Annotated in this window: 19 protein-coding genes; 6 read left to right on the top strand and 13 right to left on the bottom strand. The window is 62.2% G+C overall.

The window, feature by feature from the left end; all coding sequences use genetic code 11:
- Nucleotides 1–23 precede the first annotated feature (23 nt).
- The 3 genes from benC to benA are packed head-to-tail and all read right to left on the bottom strand — an operon-like array spanning nucleotide 24 to nucleotide 4,717.
- Nucleotides 24–2,759, bottom strand: coding sequence for a benzoate 1,2-dioxygenase electron transfer component BenC (benC, locus tag QM588_RS10255; protein ID WP_032400708.1), 2,736 nt, complete (start codon nucleotides 2,757–2,759; stop codon nucleotides 24–26).
- Between the two features lie 31 nt (nucleotides 2,760–2,790).
- On the bottom strand, nucleotides 2,791–3,330 hold the full coding sequence (benB, locus tag QM588_RS10250; protein WP_032400707.1) for a benzoate 1,2-dioxygenase small subunit: 540 nt from the start codon (nucleotides 3,328–3,330) through the stop codon (nucleotides 2,791–2,793).
- A gap of 1 nt (nucleotide 3,331) precedes the next feature.
- Complete coding sequence (benA, locus tag QM588_RS10245; RefSeq protein WP_283313011.1) at nucleotides 3,332–4,717, bottom strand: benzoate 1,2-dioxygenase large subunit; 1,386 nt, start codon at nucleotides 4,715–4,717, stop codon at nucleotides 3,332–3,334.
- 204 nt (nucleotides 4,718–4,921) lie between these two features.
- Here benA and QM588_RS10240 point away from each other — a divergent pair, with 204 nt between their 5' ends.
- The 4 genes from QM588_RS10240 to catC are packed head-to-tail and all read left to right on the top strand — an operon-like array spanning nucleotide 4,922 to nucleotide 8,151.
- A complete protein-coding gene (locus tag QM588_RS10240; RefSeq protein ID WP_032400822.1) occupies nucleotides 4,922–5,851 on the top strand; it encodes a LysR family transcriptional regulator in 930 nt (309 codons plus the stop codon).
- A complete protein-coding gene (locus QM588_RS10235; RefSeq protein ID WP_283313008.1) occupies nucleotides 5,848–6,951 on the top strand; it encodes a mandelate racemase/muconate lactonizing enzyme family protein in 1,104 nt (367 codons plus the stop codon). Before QM588_RS10240 ends, QM588_RS10235 begins: the two co-directional genes overlap by 4 nt.
- A 43-nt stretch (nucleotides 6,952–6,994) precedes the next feature.
- Nucleotides 6,995–7,861, top strand: a complete 867-nt coding sequence (gene catA / locus QM588_RS10230; RefSeq protein ID WP_283313007.1) for a catechol 1,2-dioxygenase — start codon at nucleotides 6,995–6,997, stop codon at nucleotides 7,859–7,861.
- 5 nt (nucleotides 7,862–7,866) lie between these two features.
- The gene (catC, locus tag QM588_RS10225; protein ID WP_269606797.1) at nucleotides 7,867–8,151 is read left to right on the top strand and encodes a muconolactone Delta-isomerase; all 285 of its coding nucleotides are present in this window, start codon (nucleotides 7,867–7,869) and stop codon (nucleotides 8,149–8,151) included.
- Between the two features lie 728 nt (nucleotides 8,152–8,879).
- Here the strand turns inward: catC and QM588_RS10220 are convergent.
- The 3 genes from QM588_RS10220 to QM588_RS10210 all read right to left on the bottom strand — a co-directional run bounded on the left by QM588_RS10220 (nucleotide 8,880) and on the right by QM588_RS10210 (nucleotide 11,871).
- Entirely contained in the window at nucleotides 8,880–10,352 is a 1,473-nt protein-coding gene (locus QM588_RS10220) for an MFS transporter (RefSeq protein ID WP_283313005.1), read from the bottom strand.
- Between the two features lie 461 nt (nucleotides 10,353–10,813).
- Entirely contained in the window at nucleotides 10,814–11,302 is a 489-nt protein-coding gene (locus QM588_RS10215) for an FBP domain-containing protein (RefSeq protein WP_283313002.1), read from the bottom strand.
- The gene (locus tag QM588_RS10210; RefSeq protein WP_283313001.1) at nucleotides 11,299–11,871 is read right to left on the bottom strand and encodes a TetR/AcrR family transcriptional regulator; all 573 of its coding nucleotides are present in this window, start codon (nucleotides 11,869–11,871) and stop codon (nucleotides 11,299–11,301) included. The genes QM588_RS10215 and QM588_RS10210 overlap by 4 nt, the downstream gene beginning before the upstream one ends.
- A gap of 697 nt (nucleotides 11,872–12,568) precedes the next feature.
- Between QM588_RS10210 and QM588_RS10205 the strand changes: the two genes are divergently transcribed.
- Both QM588_RS10205 and QM588_RS10200 read left to right on the top strand, forming a co-directional pair.
- Nucleotides 12,569–13,765, top strand: a complete 1,197-nt coding sequence (locus QM588_RS10205; protein ID WP_336620066.1) for an SGNH/GDSL hydrolase family protein — start codon at nucleotides 12,569–12,571, stop codon at nucleotides 13,763–13,765.
- A 224-nt stretch (nucleotides 13,766–13,989) separates the two neighbouring features.
- Nucleotides 13,990–14,355 carry a histone-like nucleoid-structuring protein Lsr2 gene (locus QM588_RS10200; RefSeq protein ID WP_283313000.1) on the top strand — a complete coding sequence of 122 codons (366 nt, stop codon included), beginning with the start codon at nucleotides 13,990–13,992 and terminating at the stop codon, nucleotides 14,353–14,355.
- Between the two features lie 234 nt (nucleotides 14,356–14,589).
- Here QM588_RS10200 and QM588_RS10195 read toward each other — a convergent pair whose 3' ends face one another.
- From QM588_RS10195 to QM588_RS10165, 7 genes are all read right to left on the bottom strand, one after another.
- The gene (locus QM588_RS10195) at nucleotides 14,590–15,210 is read right to left on the bottom strand and encodes a response regulator transcription factor (protein WP_283312999.1); all 621 of its coding nucleotides are present in this window, start codon (nucleotides 15,208–15,210) and stop codon (nucleotides 14,590–14,592) included.
- Nucleotides 15,207–16,370, bottom strand: a complete 1,164-nt coding sequence (locus QM588_RS10190; RefSeq protein ID WP_283312997.1) for a sensor histidine kinase — start codon at nucleotides 16,368–16,370, stop codon at nucleotides 15,207–15,209. Before QM588_RS10190 ends, QM588_RS10195 begins: the two co-directional genes overlap by 4 nt.
- The gene (locus QM588_RS10185; RefSeq protein ID WP_283312996.1) at nucleotides 16,367–17,188 is read right to left on the bottom strand and encodes an ABC transporter permease; all 822 of its coding nucleotides are present in this window, start codon (nucleotides 17,186–17,188) and stop codon (nucleotides 16,367–16,369) included. The genes QM588_RS10190 and QM588_RS10185 overlap by 4 nt, the downstream gene beginning before the upstream one ends.
- A complete protein-coding gene (locus QM588_RS10180; protein ID WP_283312993.1) occupies nucleotides 17,185–18,123 on the bottom strand; it encodes an ABC transporter ATP-binding protein in 939 nt (312 codons plus the stop codon). The genes QM588_RS10185 and QM588_RS10180 overlap by 4 nt, the downstream gene beginning before the upstream one ends.
- A complete protein-coding gene (locus QM588_RS10175; protein WP_283312992.1) occupies nucleotides 18,120–18,404 on the bottom strand; it encodes a hypothetical protein in 285 nt (94 codons plus the stop codon). Before QM588_RS10175 ends, QM588_RS10180 begins: the two co-directional genes overlap by 4 nt.
- 148 nt (nucleotides 18,405–18,552) lie before the next feature.
- Nucleotides 18,553–19,551 (bottom strand): extracellular catalytic domain type 1 short-chain-length polyhydroxyalkanoate depolymerase, encoded by a 999-nt coding sequence (locus QM588_RS10170; protein ID WP_283312990.1) that lies wholly within the window; start codon nucleotides 19,549–19,551, stop codon nucleotides 18,553–18,555.
- Nucleotides 19,548–20,294: a hypothetical protein gene (locus QM588_RS10165; RefSeq protein ID WP_336620065.1), complete on the bottom strand. Its 747-nt coding sequence runs from the start codon at nucleotides 20,292–20,294 to the stop codon at nucleotides 19,548–19,550. Before QM588_RS10165 ends, QM588_RS10170 begins: the two co-directional genes overlap by 4 nt.
- Nucleotides 20,295–20,612: the final 318 nt, after the last annotated feature.

Here is a 20,612-nt window from a genome sequence, read left to right as displayed (position 1 = left end):
GATCCCACCGACACGGTCATGGGTCAGCCCAGGTCGCCGCCGGCCACCGGGAGCACGGTGCCGGTGATGTACGACGCCTCGTCGGAGGCGAGGAAGCAGATCGCTGCAGCTTGCTCGTCGAGTGTTCCGTAGCGTTTGAGCAACGAGGAGTCCACGGTCTGGTCGACGATGGCCTGGTACCAGTCCTTTTCCTGCCCCGTCGAGGGTGCGGGCCCACGAGCAACGCGTCGCGGCGGGGCGTCGGTACCACCGGGTGCCGTGGCAACCACTCGAACTCCGTGGGGTGCTGCCTCGAGGGCCAGAGTCGTGGTGATGGCATTGACGCCGCCCTTCGCGGCTGCATAGGGGACCCGGTGGATGCCGCGGGTGGCGACCGAGGAGACGTTGACGATGGTGCCGCCGCCGCGTTCGATCATGTGCGGGATCACGGCGCGGCAGGACCACAGCGTCGGGAACAGCGACCGGGAAATTTCCTTCTCGATCTGTTCGGGCGGGTACTCGGCGAACGGTTTGGCCCAGATGGTGCCGCCGACGACGTGAATGGACACGTCGACGCGGCCGTGCGCGGTGAGTGCGGCGTCCACCACCGACGAAGCGCCTTCCCAGGTTTCGAGGTCGGCCATCACTGGAGTGGCCTCGACACCGTCTCGTCGAAATTCCTCGGCGAGAGACTCGACCAACTCGGACCGGTCGGCCAGTATCAGTGATCCGCCTTCCGCACCGATCCGTCGGGCCACGCATTCACCGATGCCCTGGGCCGCGCCGGTGACCAGCACTATCTTGCCTGCGAACCGACCCGGGCTGACGAACTTGGGTCTCTTGTTCGTTCGGGATTCGTGCATGGCGCGTTTCATCGTCGCCTTCGACCGGTCGGCGTGATCGGCGATCAGTGTGCGTGCGCGCTCACGGTCCCCGGCTTCGAAGGCGTCCACTATGTCGAGGTGATCCTGGGCGCAGAGCGGATCGCACCACGTCGCGTTGCGCAACACGTCCTCCATCGCGGCCTTGACGCCGAGAGCCCGATAGGCCTGCAGCAGATGCTCGTTGCCTGTTTGGCTGAAGAGGTAGTCGTGAAATGCGGCGTTGGTCTCGGTGTACGCGGCCGCATCGACGAACCGATCGCCGTCGACATAGCGAGTCGTGGTCTCGGCCAAGAGCCGGTACCCGGAGATCTTCTGCGAGGACAGTCGGCCGATCACGAGTTCGAGGGCACCGAGTTCGAGGGCGCGCCTGGCCTCGAACACTGCGTCCGACTCGTGTACCGATGGATGCTCCTCGCCGATTTCGTACCCCGAACTCGAAGCCGGAGCAGGTTCGGGACTGCGTGCGACGAGGGGCGGGATATCTCGCGAAGTCCAGATGCGTTGCGCTGCAACAGAGTGTGCGTCCGGTGCAAGGACCAGATCGGAGCTCTCGTCCAACCCGACTTGACTGGCCGTCGACCCGGCCACGGCGACTCGCTGACCCGCGATCGCGCGCAGGGTCTCCGCTTCCTCGGTTGCCGAAATGCCGCCGCCGTGCGAGCGCAGAGGCTCGGCTACGCGACCTCCGAACACAGCTCGACCGAAGATGCTCCTACCGTCCGGGCCGAACTCGACGTCCCGTTCGATGTCACGCTCTGCCGTCTGGTTCGTGGATGCGATGTCAGCTTCGATCGTCGTCTCGGCCGCGTCGTCGACCGTGGTCCGCTCGTCATCCACCACAGCTACAGGCGTCGAAACAGTTTCGAGGTCGATATCCTCCTTCGCAGCAGCCGACGAGGGTGCGAACTTCTCGTAGTAGAAGCCGGTGGGTTCGATGCCTATCTCGGCGAAATGCGTTCGGACGGCCTCGACCATGGGCGGCGGTCCGCACAGGTACACCGCCACGTCCCCGCCGTTGAGGTGCGCGTCGGTCATCAGTGCAGTGACGTACCCCTTGTTGACGGCGGTGGTCGCGGGGTCCGATACGCAGTGATCCCACGTGAACGAGCTGAGGGTTCCAGCTAATTTCTCGAGTTCGTCCAGCTGGACGACATCGTCGTCGGTACTTGCCCCGTATACGAGATGCACTGGACGAGTGCTCGATTCGGACGCCATGGTGCGCAAGATCGACAGGATGGGCGCCAATCCGGTGCCGCCGGCCAACAGCAGCGCAGGTCGCTGAGCCTCGCGCAGAAAGAAACTGCCGTGTGGGCCGGTGAAGGAGATCTTGTCGCCCACGGCCGCGGTGTCGCTCAGGTAGGTCGACATCAGGCCGCCCGGGGTGAGCTTGACCAGGAATTCCAGTTCGTCCGAGCCGGAGAGGCAGCTGAAGGAGTAGGACCGCGTTTCCTCGGAGCCGGGGACGGTGATGTTGACATATTGGCCGGGGAGGAAGGCGAGCGTGCCACCTGCAGGTGCCTCGACAGCGAGCCTGACCGTCGTGGGAGAAAGTTTCTCCACGGCGGCCACGACCGTCTCATGCGTCGCCGCTTGGGTTTTCGCTACAGCAGAGGTACTGGCGATCTGCAACACCAGATCCGAGGTGGGCTTCATGCTGCAAGGCAGACAGTAGCCCTCGTCCGATTCCGACTGCGAGAGCGCGTCGTCGAGGTAGGTACCGCCGTCGTACTCACCCGATTCGCACAGCGCCTTGCACGTTCCACATGCACCGTCCCTGCAGTCGAGGGGAATGTTGATCCGCGACCGGTAGGCGGCGTCGGCGACGGTCTGGTCGTCCTCGCAGGTGATGAAGCGGGTGACGCCGTCCTCGAAGGACAGTGCGACGGAATGGCTCACGATGGAACTCCTCGGGATTACGGCAGGTCGGTCAGAAGTGATAGATGTCGACGACGTGGTGGATGTAATCGTTCTTGAGCACCACGGTCTTTCGCCTGATGAGCGGCGAGTCGCCGGAGAAGTCGATCGTGTAGAACGAGGTTCCGTAATATGGATCGATAGTTTTGTAGCGGAAATACATGGTGTGCCAATTGAATCGGACGTCGACGATATCTCCGCGACGCTCGATGACCTCGACGTTGCTGATGTTGTGACTGGTTCGCGGCTCGGGTATGGACGTCGCACTCGAACGTTCGGTCCTGATACGGAACACCCGATCTTCCAGCCCGCCCTTGTTCTCGTAATAGATCAACGAGATGTCGGTTTGCGGGTTTTCCGTGAGCAAGTCGTTGTCGTCCCAGCAGGGCATCCAGTACTCGACGTCGTCCGCGTAGCACGTGAGCCATTTCTCGAACTCACGATCGTCGAGGTACCGCGCTTCGCGGTAGAGGAACTGCTCGATGGATGACTGGGTGATCAGGCGCGGCGGGGCGGTCTGCTGGCTAACGGTGTTGTCGACGGTGGCAGTCATGTCAGACCTCCTGTGCTGCGGCGGGTGCGGAGTCGGCTGCGCGCTGCTTGTCGAGGGCAGCGAGCAGTGTCTTGCGCCAGTAGCCGTGTTGGACGGGAAACAGGCCCTCGTCTTCGTTCTTGACACCCGCCGAAATGACACCGGGCATATCGAGCGCCTCGGCCACCGGATCCGGTCCGGTGAGCCAGTGCTCCGCGCCGCGGCTCATGTCGTTCCACGGCGCATTGGTCGCCTGGAACGTCAGCTGGCACGAGCGGAACTCTTCCAGGTCGTCGGGTGTCGCCATGCCGGAGGCGTTGAAGAAGTCCTCGTACTGCCGGATCCGATGTGCGCGAGCCTCTTTGCTCTCGCCCTTGGGCGCGATGCAGTAGATGGTGACCTCGGTCTTGTTCGGCGCGATCGGCCGGAAGTGCCGGATCTGTGTGCTGAACTGATCCATCAGGTAGACGTTCGGGTACAGGCACAGGTTGCGTGAGCCCTTCACCATGAATTCACCCTTGGCGTCGCCGAACTTCTCCTTCAGCGCGTCCATCTGGTCCCAGAGCGGGCGGTCCTGGGGGTTGGCCGCCCAGGTCCACAGGCAGAGATGGCCGTTGGGGTAGGACCAGTAGCCGCCGCCGGACCTGCCCCAGCCGCCGGCGTCGAGCGCCTTGGTCGTGTTCTTGGATTCGCCGTTGTTGCGGCGCGAGGTGGTCGCGGCGTAGTTCCAGTGCACAGCGCTGACGTGATATCCGTCGGCCCCGTTCTCGGCCTGCACCTTCCAGTTTCCGTCGAAGGTGTACGACGAGGATCCTCGCAGAACTTCCAGGCCCTCGGGAGACTGGTCGACGAGCATGTCGATGACCTTCGTCGTGTCACCGAGATGCTCGGCGAGGGTCGAGACGTCGTCGTTCAGACTCGCGAAGAGGAACCCGCGATAGCTCTCGAAGCGGGGAACCTTGGTGAGGTTGTGCGATCCGTCGACGTCGAACGTGTCCGGATAGCCGGCACCGTCGGGATCCTTGACCTTGAGCAGCGTGCCGTCGTTTCGAAACGTCCAGCCGTGGAAGGGGCAGGTGAGCGTGGTGCGGTTGTCGGTCTTGCGGCGGCACAGCATCGCACCGCGGTGCGCGCAGGCATTGATGAGGCAGTGCAGCTCGCCGTCCTTGTCCCGGGTGATGACAACGGGCTGTCGACCCATGTGCACCGTGAAGTAGTCCCCGTTGTTCGGGAGCTGACTTTCATGGGCGAGGTATATCCAGTTGCCTTCGAAGATGTGCTTCATCTCGAGCTCGAAGACCTCCTCGTCGGTGAAGATGCTCCGATTGGCGCGGTAGATGCCGGCCGCGACGTCGTCGATCACCGCTTTGTCGATCGTGTTCTGCACGTGGTCCAGCAGTTCGGTCATATCGGTTCCTCCAGGCAGGTCGACTTCGATAACAGCGACAGTGTCAGGAAGTGGTCACGGTCACACCAGGGCTTTGCCTAGGCTCGACCTGGGCATAGATTCATGCCTGCGACTTATCAATTGCCTGGCAATAGGTCTTTGTCATCGATGGATTCGGCACCTAGTGTGGTCGTCATCACCTTCGATGCGCGGAAAGGATCGGCAATGGAACTGCGACATTTGCACCAGTTCGTGGCCGTCGCCGAGACGTGCCACTTCGGGCAGGCGGCCAAGCGCCTTCATCTTGCGCAGCCGGCGCTGTCGCAGTCGGTGCGGCAGCTGGAGGCCGAACTGGGAGTCACCCTGCTCACCCGAACCACGCGGCAGGTCAGCCTCACGCCGGCCGGCGAATTCTTCTATCGGGAGACCGTCCGCAATCTCGAGAATCTCGAACGCAGCACCCGTGGTGTTCGACGCATCGCCGACGGTCGCTACGGGCTGGTACGCATCGGCTTCACCGGCACGGCGGCCTTCGATCAGCTTCCGCCGATCGCACGCGCGATCAAGCAGAGACTGCCCGGAATTGCCTTGGAGATCCACGGGGACTTACTCACCCCTGCGCAGGTGGAGGGATTGCGTTCCGAACAGCTCGACGTGGCTGTGTTGCGGCCGCCCGTGGCCGGCGACGATCTGGTTGTTCGCACCATCACCACCGAGTCGCTGTTGCTGGCCGTGCCGGTCGATCATCGTTACGCAACCGAACCGGCGTTGGACATGAACGATCTCATGTACGAGGACTTCGTGATGTATGCGGACACGCATTCCGTGATGAACGATGCGGTGATGCGCAGTTGTCGCGCAGCGGGCTTCAGTCCTCGTCGCGAGCACGAGGCACCGGACACTTCGGTGCTGCTGGCGCTCGTTGCGGCCGGCCTGGGCGTGGCGCTGGTGCCCGAATCGGTTCGTGCCCTGCAGTTGACCGGTGTCGTCTTTCGTGAAATTTCCGGTGCCAGCACGATCGACCTTGCGTTGGCGTGGCACCGCGACCGGCCGTCTGCCCTGGTCGATGCTCTCGTGGCGGCGCTCGAGGACGCCGGTGTGCTGCCGCGGCTCGAGGCACCGTCTTCATTCTCCGATCCGAAAGCAGTTCTATGAAAATCGTGTCGGTCGAGGCGATTCCGTACTCGATTCCGTATCTCAAGCCGTTGAAATTCGCGAGCGGCGAAGTCGATGCAGCCGAGCATGTGCTCGTGCGAGTGCACACCGACGACGGGGTCGTCGGTGTCGCCGACGCTCCGCCGCGTCCGTTCACCTACGGGGAGACGCAGCGTGGGGTGGTCGCGGCGATCGAGACGCTGTTCGCGCCGGCCGTCATCGGCCTTCCACTCACGTCCCGTGAGATTGCCAATGCGAAACTTGCTCGTACAGTTGGCAATCCGGTCGCCAAGTCCGCGGTGGACATGGCGATCTGGGATGCCCTCGGGCAGAGTCTGGACTTACCTGTCACCGAACTTCTCGGCGGCTACACCGACCGTATGCGGGTGAGCCACATGCTCGGATTCGATTCGCCCGCGGCAATGGTCGACGAAGCGACCAGAATGCGCGAGACGTACGGGATTGAGGTATTCAAGGTCAAGGTCGGGCGACGACCCGTCGATCTGGATACCGCCGTCGTCCGTGCTCTCAGAGAAGGACTCGGCGACACCGTCGAACTTTACGTCGACGGCAATCGTGGATGGACCGCCGCCGAATCCGCGCGTGCCATGAAAGAGATGTCCGATCTGGGGCTCACTCTCGCCGAGGAACTGTGCCCGGCCGACGACGTGCTCGGTCGACGATGGCTGGTACAGCAACTCGATGTCCCTTTCGTCGCCGACGAATCTGCGACCACCCCCGCGGAGGTAACTCGCGAAATCCTCGGTGGGTCCGCAACGGCGGTGAGCATCAAGACCGCACGCACCGGCTTCACCCGCTCGCTCCGCACTCACCATCTGTGCGAGGGACTCGGAGTCGATGTGGTGATGGGAAACCAGATCGACGGCCAGCTCGGCACGGCCTGCACCGTCGCCTTCGGTGCTGCCTTCGACCTCACCTCACGCCGCGCCGGGGAACTCTCGAACTTCCTCGACATGAGCGACGACCTTCTGACCGAGAGCCTTGTCATCCGCGACGGCGAACTGCATGTGCTTCCCGGCTCCGGCCTCGGCGTCCGTATCGACCCCGACAAACTCGCGAAATACCGAACCGACCACTGATCTTCAGCCCCGAAGAACACAACTTTCACCCAAGGAGTTCTCCATGAGCATCGACCACGCCCACTCGACAGACTCGGCTACCGAAGTGGCCACCGCCGCCGCGTCGGGTGCGAACGCCACCGAGCGTTTCACTTCCGACAAGCAGGCAGCCGCGAACACCCCGCCCGAGCGCGTCAGTCTGCTTGCCCGTCAGGTCATTTCGGCAGTCCACGACACCATCCGTGAGCACAAGGTCACCTACGACGAATACAACGCACTCAAAGCCTGGCTGATCAACGTCGGTCAGACCGGCGAGTGGCCGCTGTTTCTCGACGTCTGGGTAGAGCACGTCGTCGAAGAGGTTGCCGGCGAAACCCGCGAAGGCAGCAAGGGCACCATCGAGGGCCCGTACTACGTCCCGAATGCACCCGAGCTCGGATCTGCAGCAATTCTGCCCACCCGCGACGGAGAACAAGGCACTCCGCTGCTGTTCCAGGGTCAGGTCACCGGCATCGACGGCACCCCGTTGCCGCACGCGGTCATCGAGATCTGGCATGCCGATTCGGACGGTTTCTATTCGCAGTTCGCCCCCGGCATTCCCGAGTGGAACCTGCGCGGCACGGTCACCGCGGACGATCTGGGCCAGTTCTGGATTCACACGATGAAGCCCGCGCCGTACCAGATCCCGACCGACGGGGCATGCGGCAATCTCATCTCAGCCGCCGGCTGGCACCCGTGGCGCCCGGCGCACCTGCACCTCAAGGTCGCGGCCGATGGCTACCAGCAGGTCACCACTCAGCTCTACTTCCCCGGTGACGCGCACAACGACGACGACGTCGCGAACGCCGTCAAGCCGGAGCTGATTCTGGACCCGAAGGACGTCGACGGTGGCCAAGAAGTGACGTACGACTTCGTCCTCGACAAGGCTTGAAGGGCATGCTCTTTGCAGTGAAAATGGACGTCGCGCTGCCGCAGGATCTCGACGCGGACGTACGGGCCGACACTCTCGCCCGAGAGAAGGCGTACTCGCAGCAGCTGCAGCGCGACGGTGAATGGGTGAGCATCTGGCGCATCGTCGGCCAGTACTCCAACTTGAGCATCTTTGACGTGCGCGACAACGAGCGACTCCACGAGATCCTGTGGAATCTACCGCTGTTTCCGTACATGAACATCGAGGTGTCCCCACTCGCCCAGCACCCGTCGGACATATCCGCTGTGTGAGAAACGATGTCGCGAGACGAACTCGAAGTTGTGGACGGTATTCAGACGGTATCCGTCCACAACTTCGAGTTCAGCATCGCAAGTCCTCGCTCCAGCCGACCCTGTTGCAACGATTTCGACCCAGCAAGAATGGGTTGTCGACAAGCTGCACGCGGAACGCATACAAGAAAGGCGGCTCCGAATTTGTTCGGAGCCGCCTTTGCTCTGTGTCGGGCTGACAGGAATTGAACCTGCGACCCCTTGACCCCCAGCTAGATTGAGCGCATCTCTTTTGACCCACCCGGACCTACTAAACGGCCTCTGACCAGCACTTCCCGTGCATACCGGTTCATCCTGATCCACCCCTGGTTGCACCGACTAGTGGCACGCTCGAACTTCGTTTGCTCCATGCAGAGTCACCTCGGTTCGGACGGGATCATGTGAGTCCACCAGCCTGCTAAGCAAGAGATTTGTCTACTGGCAGAGCAACCCAACCTCAACACGTGCGCACACGTGTCTCGTACCGAACCTACGCCGCCGATCGACGGAGAATTACTCAGAACTTTTGTGCCAACAACTCGAACGCCTTCCGCCGTCGTGCGATGAGCTTCGCATCCGTTGCGCCAACCCATTTCGATGAGTCCCCGCACATGCCAGCCACACCGTTGCAAAGGAGTCTGCTCGGAGGTACGGCATCGAGTTTTATGTCACGGAAAAATGGACCGCAAAATCGCACCGTGCTTCCGGAATCAACCGTGCTGCGGTGCCGGATCGTTTTTCTTTACCCCCTGCCCAGTGGCGACAGTCGATGCGGTAGTCACAAAAGGCGGAAGGAACGCAGCGAGTGCCAATGCGATGATCGCACCAAGGGCTGCCAGAGCCATGGTGACCCGGAACCCCTCCTGTGCGGGAAGTTCGGTCGAACCGAGTGTGATGGTCATCTGCGCAAGGATCACGCCTGCGACAGCGCTGGCCATGGAAGTGCCGAGCGAACGCATCAAAGCATTGAGGCCGTTCGCGGCAGCGGACTCCGACGGCGGTACGGCTCCCATAATCAGGGCGGGCATCGCGCCGTACGCCATTCCTATTCCGGCGCCGATGATGCACGAGATCGCGACGAGATGCCAGACCGAACTCATCGTGACGACGCCGAAGATGTACCCGGCCGCGACGACAACCGCGGCAATCATCAGCGTCGTCTTGGGACCGCGGGTGGTCGTAATTCGCGACGACAGCGGTGCGATCAACATCATGACGATTCCCGACGGTGCCATCACCAGCCCGGTGACCAGCATCGACCGACCGAGACCGAACCCTGTCTCGGTCGGCATTTGCAAAACCTGTGGAAAGACCAATGCCATTGCGAACATGGAGAATCCGAACACGACCGAGGCGAGGTTGGTCAACAAGACCTGACGACGGGAGGACACACGCAGGTCGACGAGTGGCTGTCTGGTGCGCAGTTCCCACCACCCCCAGAAGCAAAGCGAAACCACTGCCAGCGCTATCAATCCCAGCGTTATCGAACTGCTCCAGCCCCACACAGATCCCTTGGAGATGGCGAGTAGCAACGCGACGAGCGCGAGAGCGAGGCCGACAGCTCCAACCGCGTCGAACACTCCCCCTGTTCGCAACTCGGATTCTGGAACCGTGACAACGACCAAGCCGGCCACTACGAGCCCGAGCCCCGCCGAGATCCAGAAAAGGATGTGCCAGTCGGCGTATTGCGCGATCAGAGCGGCAGCGGGCAAGCCGAGTGCACCACCTACCCCGAGTGATGCACCCATGGTGGCGGTTGCACCCGCGACTTTCTCGCGCGGGAGAACGTCGCGAATAATGCTGAGCCCCAATGGAATGACACCAGCTGCTAGGCCTTGTAGGGCGCGGCCGATAATCAGAGGGATCAGTGATTCGCTGAGAGCACCGGTAATCGATCCTGCGATCAAGAGTGCGAGGCTGATGAGAAGCATCAGACGTTTGCCGAACATGTCGCCGAGTCGGCCGACGACGGGCACCGCGACGGCACCGGCAAGCAGGGTAGCGGTGACGGCCCACGCGGTGTCAGCAGCCGACGCGTGGAGAAGGGCAGGAAGTTGCGGAATCAGCGGAATGATCAACGTCTGCATCAACGAGACGACGATTCCGGTGAGGGCAAGCACGGCGACCACCACGCTGGTATCGACTGTCCGTGTACGGCTGGCCTCGGATGTTGGTGTCGACATGCTGTGGTCCTCCATAGAGCTTGTTGCGGAAATGGGTGAAGCGTGCGCGCCGTGTCTCTGCAGGTAAGAGACCATCCGGCGGCCGACGTGACAGTGCGGGTTCGAGCCGCTAGCGCTTCGCGGCCTCCGTTCGACGTCCGGTCGACGCCGAACAGAGGGATGGTCTGCGACCTCGCTGATTCAGGTATCGAGAACCTGAATTGGTTTCACACCGAGGTGTTCAGGAACGTTGTCGAAGTGGACCGGCAGCGCACCCATCTCGACCAGCAAATCTGTCGGTCGGTGAGCTGCCGTGCCGCCAACTCCGCACAACCCTCGCCGCGTGTACCAACCGAGGGGAGAAAATCGAGCGCATCGAGTATCGACCTTTGTGGCGGCAAGGACCATGGATCGAAACCTACTGGCGGACCGACGGACTCTGCGAGTGCGGCGAGGGCCGTTCGTGGTGTCGGCACGTGCTGTCAGCTCAGAACGCGGCCTACGAATGCGTCGACGTTGTCTCGGAGCGTCGCGGTGCGGTTCTCGACGTTGAAGTCTTCCTTGAACTGTCGCCCCAGTGCGGGGGTCTTCTTTTTACGTGCATAGAGCGAGCAGGCGAGATCCGAGCAGATGTACGTCCCGACGGTGTTGCCGCGCCGCCCTGATTCCCCGGCTTTCGCTGCGGCCATCAGAGATACTCCGCCGTTGGCGTGTGTGGTGAGGCAGATGCTACACATCTGCGCCTTACGCGGACCTCCGGCCTTGAAGCGCATCGCTATACCGAGCAGCCTATCTTGTTGCGGTACAACAAGATAAGATTTTCCCAAGAGCTTGGGGTCGATCCAGCCGAGGAAATCGATATCGTCCCACGGAACTGAGTCGAGTGAGGCAGGGAGAGTGAGCCGGGTGGCGTCGCCCTTGGTCGAATTGATGAACGACGTTCTGATGTCAGGGCCGGACAAGCGTTTCATTGTTTCTGCCTCCACTGCTGTAGGAGAGTGTCGATTCCGTCGAGGATGCGTGTCCACGACTGCTGCGAGTCCGGACTACTGTGGCTGAATGCGCCGGATGCATCGAGGCTGGCGTATCCATGAAAGATGCTGCCCAACAATCTGATCGCATGGACCCGATCGGTTTCGTCGAGGTCGTATCCCCGCAGAATTGCCGTCATCATCGCCGAATGGCGTGCGCCGGCACTGTTGATCGCAGTCTCGTGATCGAGTGGGAATTGGGTTGCCGCGTACCGGCCGGGATACTCACGCGAGTAGTCGAGGTACACATTCGCCACAGCGACCAACGCGTCTTTGCCGGCCCGGCCCGCCAGCGCTTCCGAAACCCGGTCGGCGAGTTCGTCCAGCGCCAACAATGCGATGCCGACGTTCAACTCGTGCGCGCTTGTCAGATGCGAGTACAAACTGGCGACCTTGACGTCGAAGCGCCGTGCGACCTCGCTCGCAGTCACCCGATCGAAGCCGACTTCGTCGGCCAGATCCGCTCCAGCGCGAACGATGCGATCGACGTTCAATCCAGCGCGTGCCATGTCGGACTCCTTGTCGGTTGAAGAGAACCGTACAGCTACCTAATGTCTTTAGGCAAATACCTAAACTAATTCGGCGTCGGGCGGCAAGCTCACAGGAGACCTCACCGCCGCTGCACGTTTTGCATGACAACCATGTTGGGCGCTGGGCACCCTTGTCCGCACAACGTTCTGTGCGCACGTCAGCCGAACCTTTTCTGCGAAACCAGTTCGGTGAATCTCGGCGCAAATCACGGGGATCTCGAGCCAGGCCGCGCCGCATCTGTCAGATCGGTCGCTCAGCCGCCCCGAGATGACCTGGCGTTCGCTGACATCTGGTTTTGGGCCGAGGACGAACCGCACTCGAGGGTGGATCGAAGCCGCATCGGGGGCCTCACGCCCGAAAGTACAGCCACTGCCTCAGAATTTCGATGTCGAGGCGGACGGGTTGACAGGGTCTGCCCGACCGAAGAATCGAGGTCAGCCGACCGCAGGCCCGGTGAGTTGCGTTCCCGCTGCGGCTCGTTTGTGTAGTGCGGTGACGTACAGGAACAGGATGAGGACACTCGATACACACTCTGAACAATCATCCAGCTCGCTTCTGTTGCCCCAGTGGCCGCCAAGTCACCTACGGGCATTCTCGCTATGAATGGTGTCATCTTCATTGTGTCACTATGAAATTGGGGACGGAATGGGATTGGGAAAGGCGTAGGGTGCGCCCATGAGCATGACGGCAACACCCATCACCCCCGATTTGCTGCGCGGCGCTCTCGACCACGAACACACCTCCGGCGGGTTGGTGCCGCATCGGCTCCCGGCATGGGCACGTGAACGCCTTCCCGACGTGCAATTCTCGGTGGCACAGGCACATCCGTCCGGTGTTCGTCTGATGTTTCGTACGGCCGCCGCTCACATCGAACTCGCCGTACTTCCCACCAAACGGGTGTATCTCGGACTACCTGCACGGCCTGACGGCGCATACGACCTGGTGGTGGACGGGGAATTCCGCGAACGGGCCGTCGCGATCGGGGGCGACACGATCGCGATCGATGTGAGCACAGGAGCCGAAGAGTTTCGGCCCGGAAGCCCCAGCACCATAACGTTCGAACCCGGCGATATGGGCGTCGAGAAGAGCATTCAGATCTGGTTGCCGCACAACGAAAGAGTCACCCTGATCGGGCTTTCCACCGACGCTCCCGTGGAACCGGACCCCGCACCGCCGAAAACGTGGCTGCACTACGGAAGCTCGATCAGCCAAGGTTCCAACGCATCAGGACCGAGCGCGACGTTCCCGGCTCTCGCGGCCTCGACCCTCGGTCTCGATCTGGTGAACCTGGGATTCGCGGGAAGCGCCCTACTCGATCCGTTCGTCGCACGCGTCATACGCGACACAGCGGCCGATCTCATCAGCCTCGAAATCGGCATCAACCTTGTCAATACCGATGCCATGAGCCTTCGCGCCTTCATCCCTGCGGTAGAGGGTTTCCTGGACACGATCCGTGACGGACATCCGACTACTCCTCTTCTGGTCGTGTCGCCGCTCTACTGTGCAATCCACGAGTACATTCCAGGCCCAGGCGCTTTCGATCCCGTAGCGCTCGCGGCCGGCGAAGTCCGTTTCATAGCGACCGGAAAGCCTGGCGCAGGGAAGCTGACTCTGACCGTTGTCCGGAGCGCGCTGGCAGAAGTTGTCCGACGACGTTCGACAACGGACCCCAACTTGTACTACCTCGACGGACTCGACCTGTACGGCGAGGACGACTTCGCCGATCTACCGCTGCCCGACGGATTGCATCCCGACGCCGAATCTCACCTCAGGATCGGAACACGTTTCGGCGCAGCCATATCCGCGATCTCACCCTCAGAGCCTGGAGAGGGAATCGATGCAGTTGTATTGAACGGGTTCAAGCTACATTAATCCCGCCTTTAGATTTGTCGACTTTTCCAAGTGACAGGAGTGATCGATGCGGCAAACTCATAGTCAGGACTGCCCTTTCTACCGCGTCTACCCGAGCCGACAACCTGCGGCCATACGGCAGTCGAGGCAACGCACATCAATCCAGGTACACGAGATATCCTTGACATTGCCTTTACAGTTATGCTGGCGCACAACATTTTTCCGACCTAAGGTGACGCGACATCATGGCCAAGAAAGTGTCGATCGAGTTTGTCGATGATATGGACGGGTCCCGCATCGCCGACGAATCAGGGGAGACAGTCGAATTCTCAGTCTCCGGGGTCGACTACGTCATCGATCTCAAAAGCTCGAACGCGACCGAGTTTCACAGAAAACTCGATCGCTACATCAAATACGCCACCCGAGTAGGCGGTCGCAGACGCAAAACGTTCTTGGCCGGCGCACGGACCCCTACGCCGACGATCGTCGTAGAAATCGAACCGGGTCGGGGCAAGGCGGTTCGGCAATGGGCTGCCGCTGGCGGGTACGACATCAGCCGCCGCGGCCGAATCTCGTCGGAAATCAAAGAGGCATACAAAGCAGCCCACTGATGTCTCGCTCGGTGAGCCCGTAGCTGCGCTGAGGACTCGGCGCTGTCGTGACCCACGGCGACCTGCAGTACTCCCAAGCGTTTTCCCGCCAGCCTACGACCCCGACGGGTACAGGTGACCGTACGCGCATCACCGAATCAACGCGCGTTTGCCTCCTACCGTCAGGTTCCTACACGTTGAGAAAACCGCCGGTGACGACACGAGAAGTAGGTCCGTGGAAAGCAGGCAGGCGAGTCAGATCCAGCCGAACCTGCGCGCCTTCAACGCAGCCTCGTACCGGTTGGACGCACCCAGTTTGCCCATCGCGGCCGATAGGTAATTGCGAGTCGTCCCGGTCGACAAATGTGCACGGACAGCGATTTCGTCTATCGACGCACCGTCGATGGCGTACTCCAGCACGTCCGCTTCGCGGCCGGTCAGGACGGTGTCGCTGGTGCTGATCGCCTCGGCCGCCAACTGCGGATCGACGTGGCGTCCGCCCGCCGCAATCGTGTGGATCACCTCGGCCAGCGTTGCCGAGGAAATCGTCTTCGGCAAGAATCCTCGCACTCCCGCAGTCAGAGCACGCTTGAGATAGCCGGGACGACCATGGCTGGTGACGATCACGATGCCGGCCTTGGGAGTGATCGCCAACAGCTCGATTGCCGTGTCGATACCGTCGATTCCTGGCATCTGCAGATCGATCACCGCGACGGCAGCACTCTCCCCGCGGTCGACGCGACGCCGCCAGATTGCTATCAGATCTTCGCCCGACTCGACGTCGGCGATCACATCGATATCTGTTTCGAGATCGAGCATGGCCGCCATTGCCGTCCGCACCAGGTTCTCGTCGTCAGCCAGCAGCACCGGTATCATGCTGTGTCCCAATAGACTTCGAGCAGGAAACCGTCCCGATTCGAGGTCGTGTCGAGACCGGCATCGACCGACGTCAGTCGCTCGGCCAGCCCACGGAGTCCCGTCTGCTGGGCCTGATCCCGCGACGCGTGAGATGACGTGAGAACTCCGTTGTTACGCAGTGACATTCCAGCCTTTCCGAGAGTCATCGTTGCGCAGGTGGCCGTGGAGTGCTTCACGATATTGGTCGTCCCTTCCCTCACAACCCACGCCGACACCTCGTGGAAGCGCGTCGGAACGTTCGACGGATCGCCTTCGATGGCGAGTCGGCATCCTGCCGCCGCGAGCAGTGATCGGGCACCGGCGACTTCTCCGTCCAGGTTGATGTCACGGTACCCCCGAACGAGTGCTCGCATCTGGTTCATGGACTCGACCGCTACGGTTTTCACCTCGTCCATCTCGATGCGAGCGCGGTCGTGTGCGCCGACTTTGGCCAGTGTGGCGGCAAGTTCACTTTTCACCGCGATGGCCGAGAAACTCCGCCCGACGACGTCGTGGAGGTCGCGAGCAAAACGAAGTCGTTCTTCCGCGACCTGTAATCGCGCCTCGACAGTCTTTGCGCGCTCGAGCTCTTCCACTATCTGGAGCCCCCACCGCGTCAGAAGGGTGCTGGAGAGTAGGACACCCGAGATCAGACCGGTCAGTGCCATCAACTGGACCACCTTGCCGGTAGTTGCTCCGAGGACCGCGCCGGTAGCGACGCTCATCCCGAGAAGGACCCACCACCGATGTCGAACGAACGGGACTATCGACTGCGCTGCGAACAGCGCCGCTGCGAATCCCGTTGCGCGAACCGCAACCACGCCCGACGTATCGGTGGTCAGCTCTGCTGCGATAGCACAGGACGCCCACACCACGGCCAGGGCTACCGCTCCCACCGGCAACCCCCAGCGTCGCAGCGCGGGGGTCGACCCGGCGAACAAGTCCGCCCGGCTGAGCAAGGCTGCCAGCGAGGCGAGCCCTGAGATCGCGACCGTCGCCGACGCCCAGAGGGCGCCGGCGACGGTGATACCCGCGAAGACAGTGACCGAAGCGATAGCCGCCAGGAGCGTGACCTGTGCGTAGAGCCGATACTTGGCCGGCTCCGACAACTCACGCCACCCGGAGACCGTCTTTGTCATCCTCGGTCGTCCCAACGAAAGCTCGTCTTGACAATCCACAGCGTCAGCAGGGTCCACAGCCCCAAAGTGGCGAGCGGCTGACCCATCTCGGCGAAAGTTCCCATGAAGTTCGCGGCAACTGCTCCTTCGGGGGCTGTGGCCGGCAGACCTGCCGAGCCCAGCGAGATCAGGTCGGACAACGCGGCGAACGGTGTCCAATCGACCACAGAACCGAGGCGGTCGGGTAGCAAACTACGGATGGAATCCTGACCGACCATCGCGATGATCATCACCGGCAGTGACGTGATCTGAGCAGCCTCGGCGTTCTTGGTGACCGCGCTGGTCGCCAGAGCCAGCAGTGAGAACACGACGATTCCGCCGAGCAGCGCAAGAACGAGGACGATGGCATTGACGGGGACCGGAGAGCCGGCTCCGTAGATCACCCCTCCTACGATGACGGCACCGATGAGGGTGAGTAACGCCCCTGGCACCGCGGGTGCCACCTGAATCTGCCAGTCGGCAGCCTCGCCCGTTCGTAGCCGCTTCAGTACACCTTCCCCACGCCGGGTCGTGACCATCGAGAGCACCGAGTAGTACATCACGAACAGCAGCGCCATCAGGGCGAACATTTCCAACCCGGTGGTGGCCACACCGACGGTCGCCCCGGAATTATTGCGCGCGATGAAGAAGGTCGCGAGGGGAATCGCCACCGGAAACAGCGTGCCCATGACAACGAGAGTCTTGTTGCGGATGAACTGTCGATATTCAGCGACGGCGAGAGAGGACAGCGGGCGCCGGCCGAACCCCACGGAGGGCGGCGCGGTGGTCGTGATGGTCATGATGCTCCGATCAATTCGGGGGTGGACGGCGGCGACGCGCTGTGGTCGGCGGCAATGGTGAGGAAGACCGATTCGAGTGACGCGGCTCGTGCTTCGAGACCGGTCAACTGCACGCCGTGGGCACCGGCCCAGGCCAGCAACTCGGACAGATGTCGTTGCAACTGGTGGGTGTAGACCGTGACCCGCGCGCCGGCGTCGACCGTTGCACCGTCCCACGTCGGCAGCATCAAACCGGGGTGGTCGAAGACGATACGAGCAGGATGCTCGTCGACGATGTCCCGAAGCGTTCCGCGGCGTGCGATCTCACCCTTGTGCATGATCGCGATCGTGTCGGCGAGGGCTTCGGCCTCGTCGAGGTAGTGCGTCGTGAGAAGAATCGTCACGCCGGACGCCTTCAGACCGGCCAGCAACTTCCAAGTGGCCCGGCGACTTTCGGGATCGAGGCCCGTAGTCGGCTCGTCCAGAAACAACAACCGAGGCTGGCCGAGCAATGCACATGCGAGATCGACTCGACGCTTCTCGCCACCCGACAGCGACCCCACCCGAACATCGGCCCGGTCCGTGAGATCGACCTGCGCCAGGACCGCTGCGGTTGTGGTGGGATTGCTGCAGGTACCGCGCCACATCTCCAGGGTCTCTGCGATCGTCAACTCGGCCGGCAATCCCCCGGACTGCAACATGATGCCGATCTGCGGACGGACCTTCTTGCGCTCCAACCGAGGATCGTGTCCGAAGACTTCCACCTCCCCCGACGTCGGTGCCAGCAGGCCTTCCAACAGGTCGAAGGTCGACGTCTTGCCTGCGCCGTTGGTCCCGAGCAGCGCGAAGACCTCCCCCTCCGCGACGTCGATGTCGATGCCCTTCACTGCCTCGAATGCGTCGTCTCCCTTCCCGTACACCCGACGCAATCCGCGGGCTGCGATCACCGCGCTCATCGCTGGCCCCACTTGCGGGTACCGACGATCCAACGGACTGCGAAGATTGCCACACCGGCTCCGGCGACGACCGCGGAGACGATGACTCCGGGCTGCAGCACACCCAGCACGATGCCCAACGCAACGACCGCGCCGATCGCAGCAACAGCCTCCCGGCCACGAGTGGGGGCGGGACCGAAACGCATGCCGTCTGCGATGAAGTTGCCGAGAGTGATTCCCTGCGAGCTTGTTTGGCTACGGTCAGGAGGACTGTGCGGATGGTTCATTCCTGTTCTGTTCATGACTAGAAGCCTGTCCGAAGGGGGACGCGGCCACCAGTGCACCCGAGCATCGAAACACACCGTGATCTGCATGCCCGAACCATGACCGATGTCATCGACCGGCCACTGTCGTTGCGCAGCAATAAGATTCCCGCAGTGCACACACCCGTTATGCAGTCGCGTTGTGCGACAGAGCGAATTGCCACGACACACGCGAGGCATCTACGCCCGAAACGTCGGTGAACAAGCCCGCGCCCGGACCGGGCCAGACGTGACCCATACCTTCGACGAGGTAGGACTCGATCGCCGACGGCCGCCCGTCATCGTCGCCGTATCGGGTGTACGTGTACGGATACTTGGCCGGTCCTTCGACACGAGTGGGTTCGATCTTGGACGCCGGATCACCCAATGCGCCACCGATCGAAAGCCACTGCGCAATCAAACGTTCGGCCATGACCGGCCGCACGATGTCGTCACGGTCCCCCTGAACCACCAGCAGCGGAACATATCTCGCGCGATCCCCCATTTCCGCAACAGCCAGGCTTGCGGTGTACTCGGGAGTGACACGGTCCAGATCGTGCTGCGCCTTGTCGTAGCTGTACTCGCCCCCGGCCGCCGACGTCACCGTTGCGAACACGTCGGGGTACGTCACGGCCATCGCGACGGCAAGACCCGCGCCCGACGACGCACCGGACACGTGCACGTTCGACCGGTCACCGTTGTACCGGTCGATCACCGATTCCGTCACTCCTGCAATCAGTGCCGGTTCCCCACTGCCCCGGCGTTGATGGGCCGGTTCGATTGCATTCCAACAGAGCTGGGGGCTTCGGTCGAAGCTCTGCGTCGGGTAGACGACGATGAAGTCCTCCTCGTTCGCGACGACGTCGAACCGGGTCGTGTCCTTCATCGAGTTGATCCCGTACCCCGTCATGCCACAGCCGTGAAGGGCAATCATGATCGGTGTCGGCGAGGACGGATCGTAACCGGTCGGAAGATGCACCTGATAGTCGACGACGCCTGCGTCGCTGACGAACTGACCGTATTCGTCACGGTCACCGGACGACGCCGCTGCTGTAGCCGTAGTCAGGGTCGAGCTCCCCAGCGTCACGGCGAGGACAGCGAGCAAGGTGGCTCGAAACCCCTTTTTCGCAACAGAGTTCACTTTCACTTCGCCATCTCTGTCGAGCGGATGTGCTGCGCGAACCAGGCGAGCACAGTCTGCATGGTCTCGGGGTCGAGGCGCGTGCCCGGCTCGTTGTATCCGCTGCCTGGCGACGCGGCGATGTCCGCCGGCGTGCGCAGGTCTTCTTTGAACACGTGATTTGCGTTGCCCGGGAAGGCGAAGGTCACGTTGCTCATCCCGGCGGCGGCCTGTTCGAGAGGGATGCCGTCGGCGTGCGTATCGATCTGAAGGTCTTTCGCACCGATCAGCACCAGTGTGGGAATCTGCACCTTCCCGAGCGAAACGGTCGCGGACTCGACCCACAGCTCTCGGATGAACGGGAGATTGGCTGGTGCCTCCAATCCTGCGAGCACCGACTTCACGCTGTCCGGCAAGCTCGGGTCGGCATTCATCGGCTGCCCGGCCGTGTACCGCGCAGCAGCCTCCTGCACCCTCGCCATCACTTCGGACCCGCCGGAAATCTGGTTGGTCTGACGCGCCAGTTGCGAGAGCAGCACTTCCTGTATCGGCCGGCCAGGTGGCGCGGCGAGGACAATTCCCGCGAAGGGGACGTCTTGGATAGTTGTGGCGTAATGGAGCACGTGAAGGGCCCCTTCACTGTTGCCGAGCCCGACGATCCTCGCGGAATCGACGCACTCCAGCCCGGACAGCACCCTGACGGCCTCCACCAGCTCGTCGAGATGCGATTGCATACTCATTTTTCCGATGAGCTTCTTGACGTTCTCCATCGCGTGCGCACCGGATGCCCGCTTGTCGTAACGAAGAGACGCGATACCTGCGCCACCGAACGCCTCTGCCATGAGCCGAGCGCTTCCATTTTTGCCGGGCAGCAGCGGCGAACACCAATCGCGGTCGGTCGGCCCGCTACCGGCGACGAAGACCACGGCAGGGAAGGGCCCCTTACCGTCAGGGCAGACCATCGTGCCTTCCATTGTGATGCCGTCCAGCGTCCATGTGACCTCGAAGGTGTGTGTCATGTGTTCCTTTCTTTGGTCCGGCCGCGAACCGCGGCGAAACTGATGGGGTTGGGCGGAATCGGTCGGTAA

Origin of the sequence: Rhodococcus sp. IEGM 1354, assembly GCF_030056855.1 — a bacterium.
In the GTDB taxonomy this organism is placed as follows: domain Bacteria; phylum Actinomycetota; class Actinomycetes; order Mycobacteriales; family Mycobacteriaceae; genus Rhodococcoides.
Note: the sequence above shows the minus strand (reverse complement) of the source record. Positions and strands in the feature narration are given on the sequence as shown.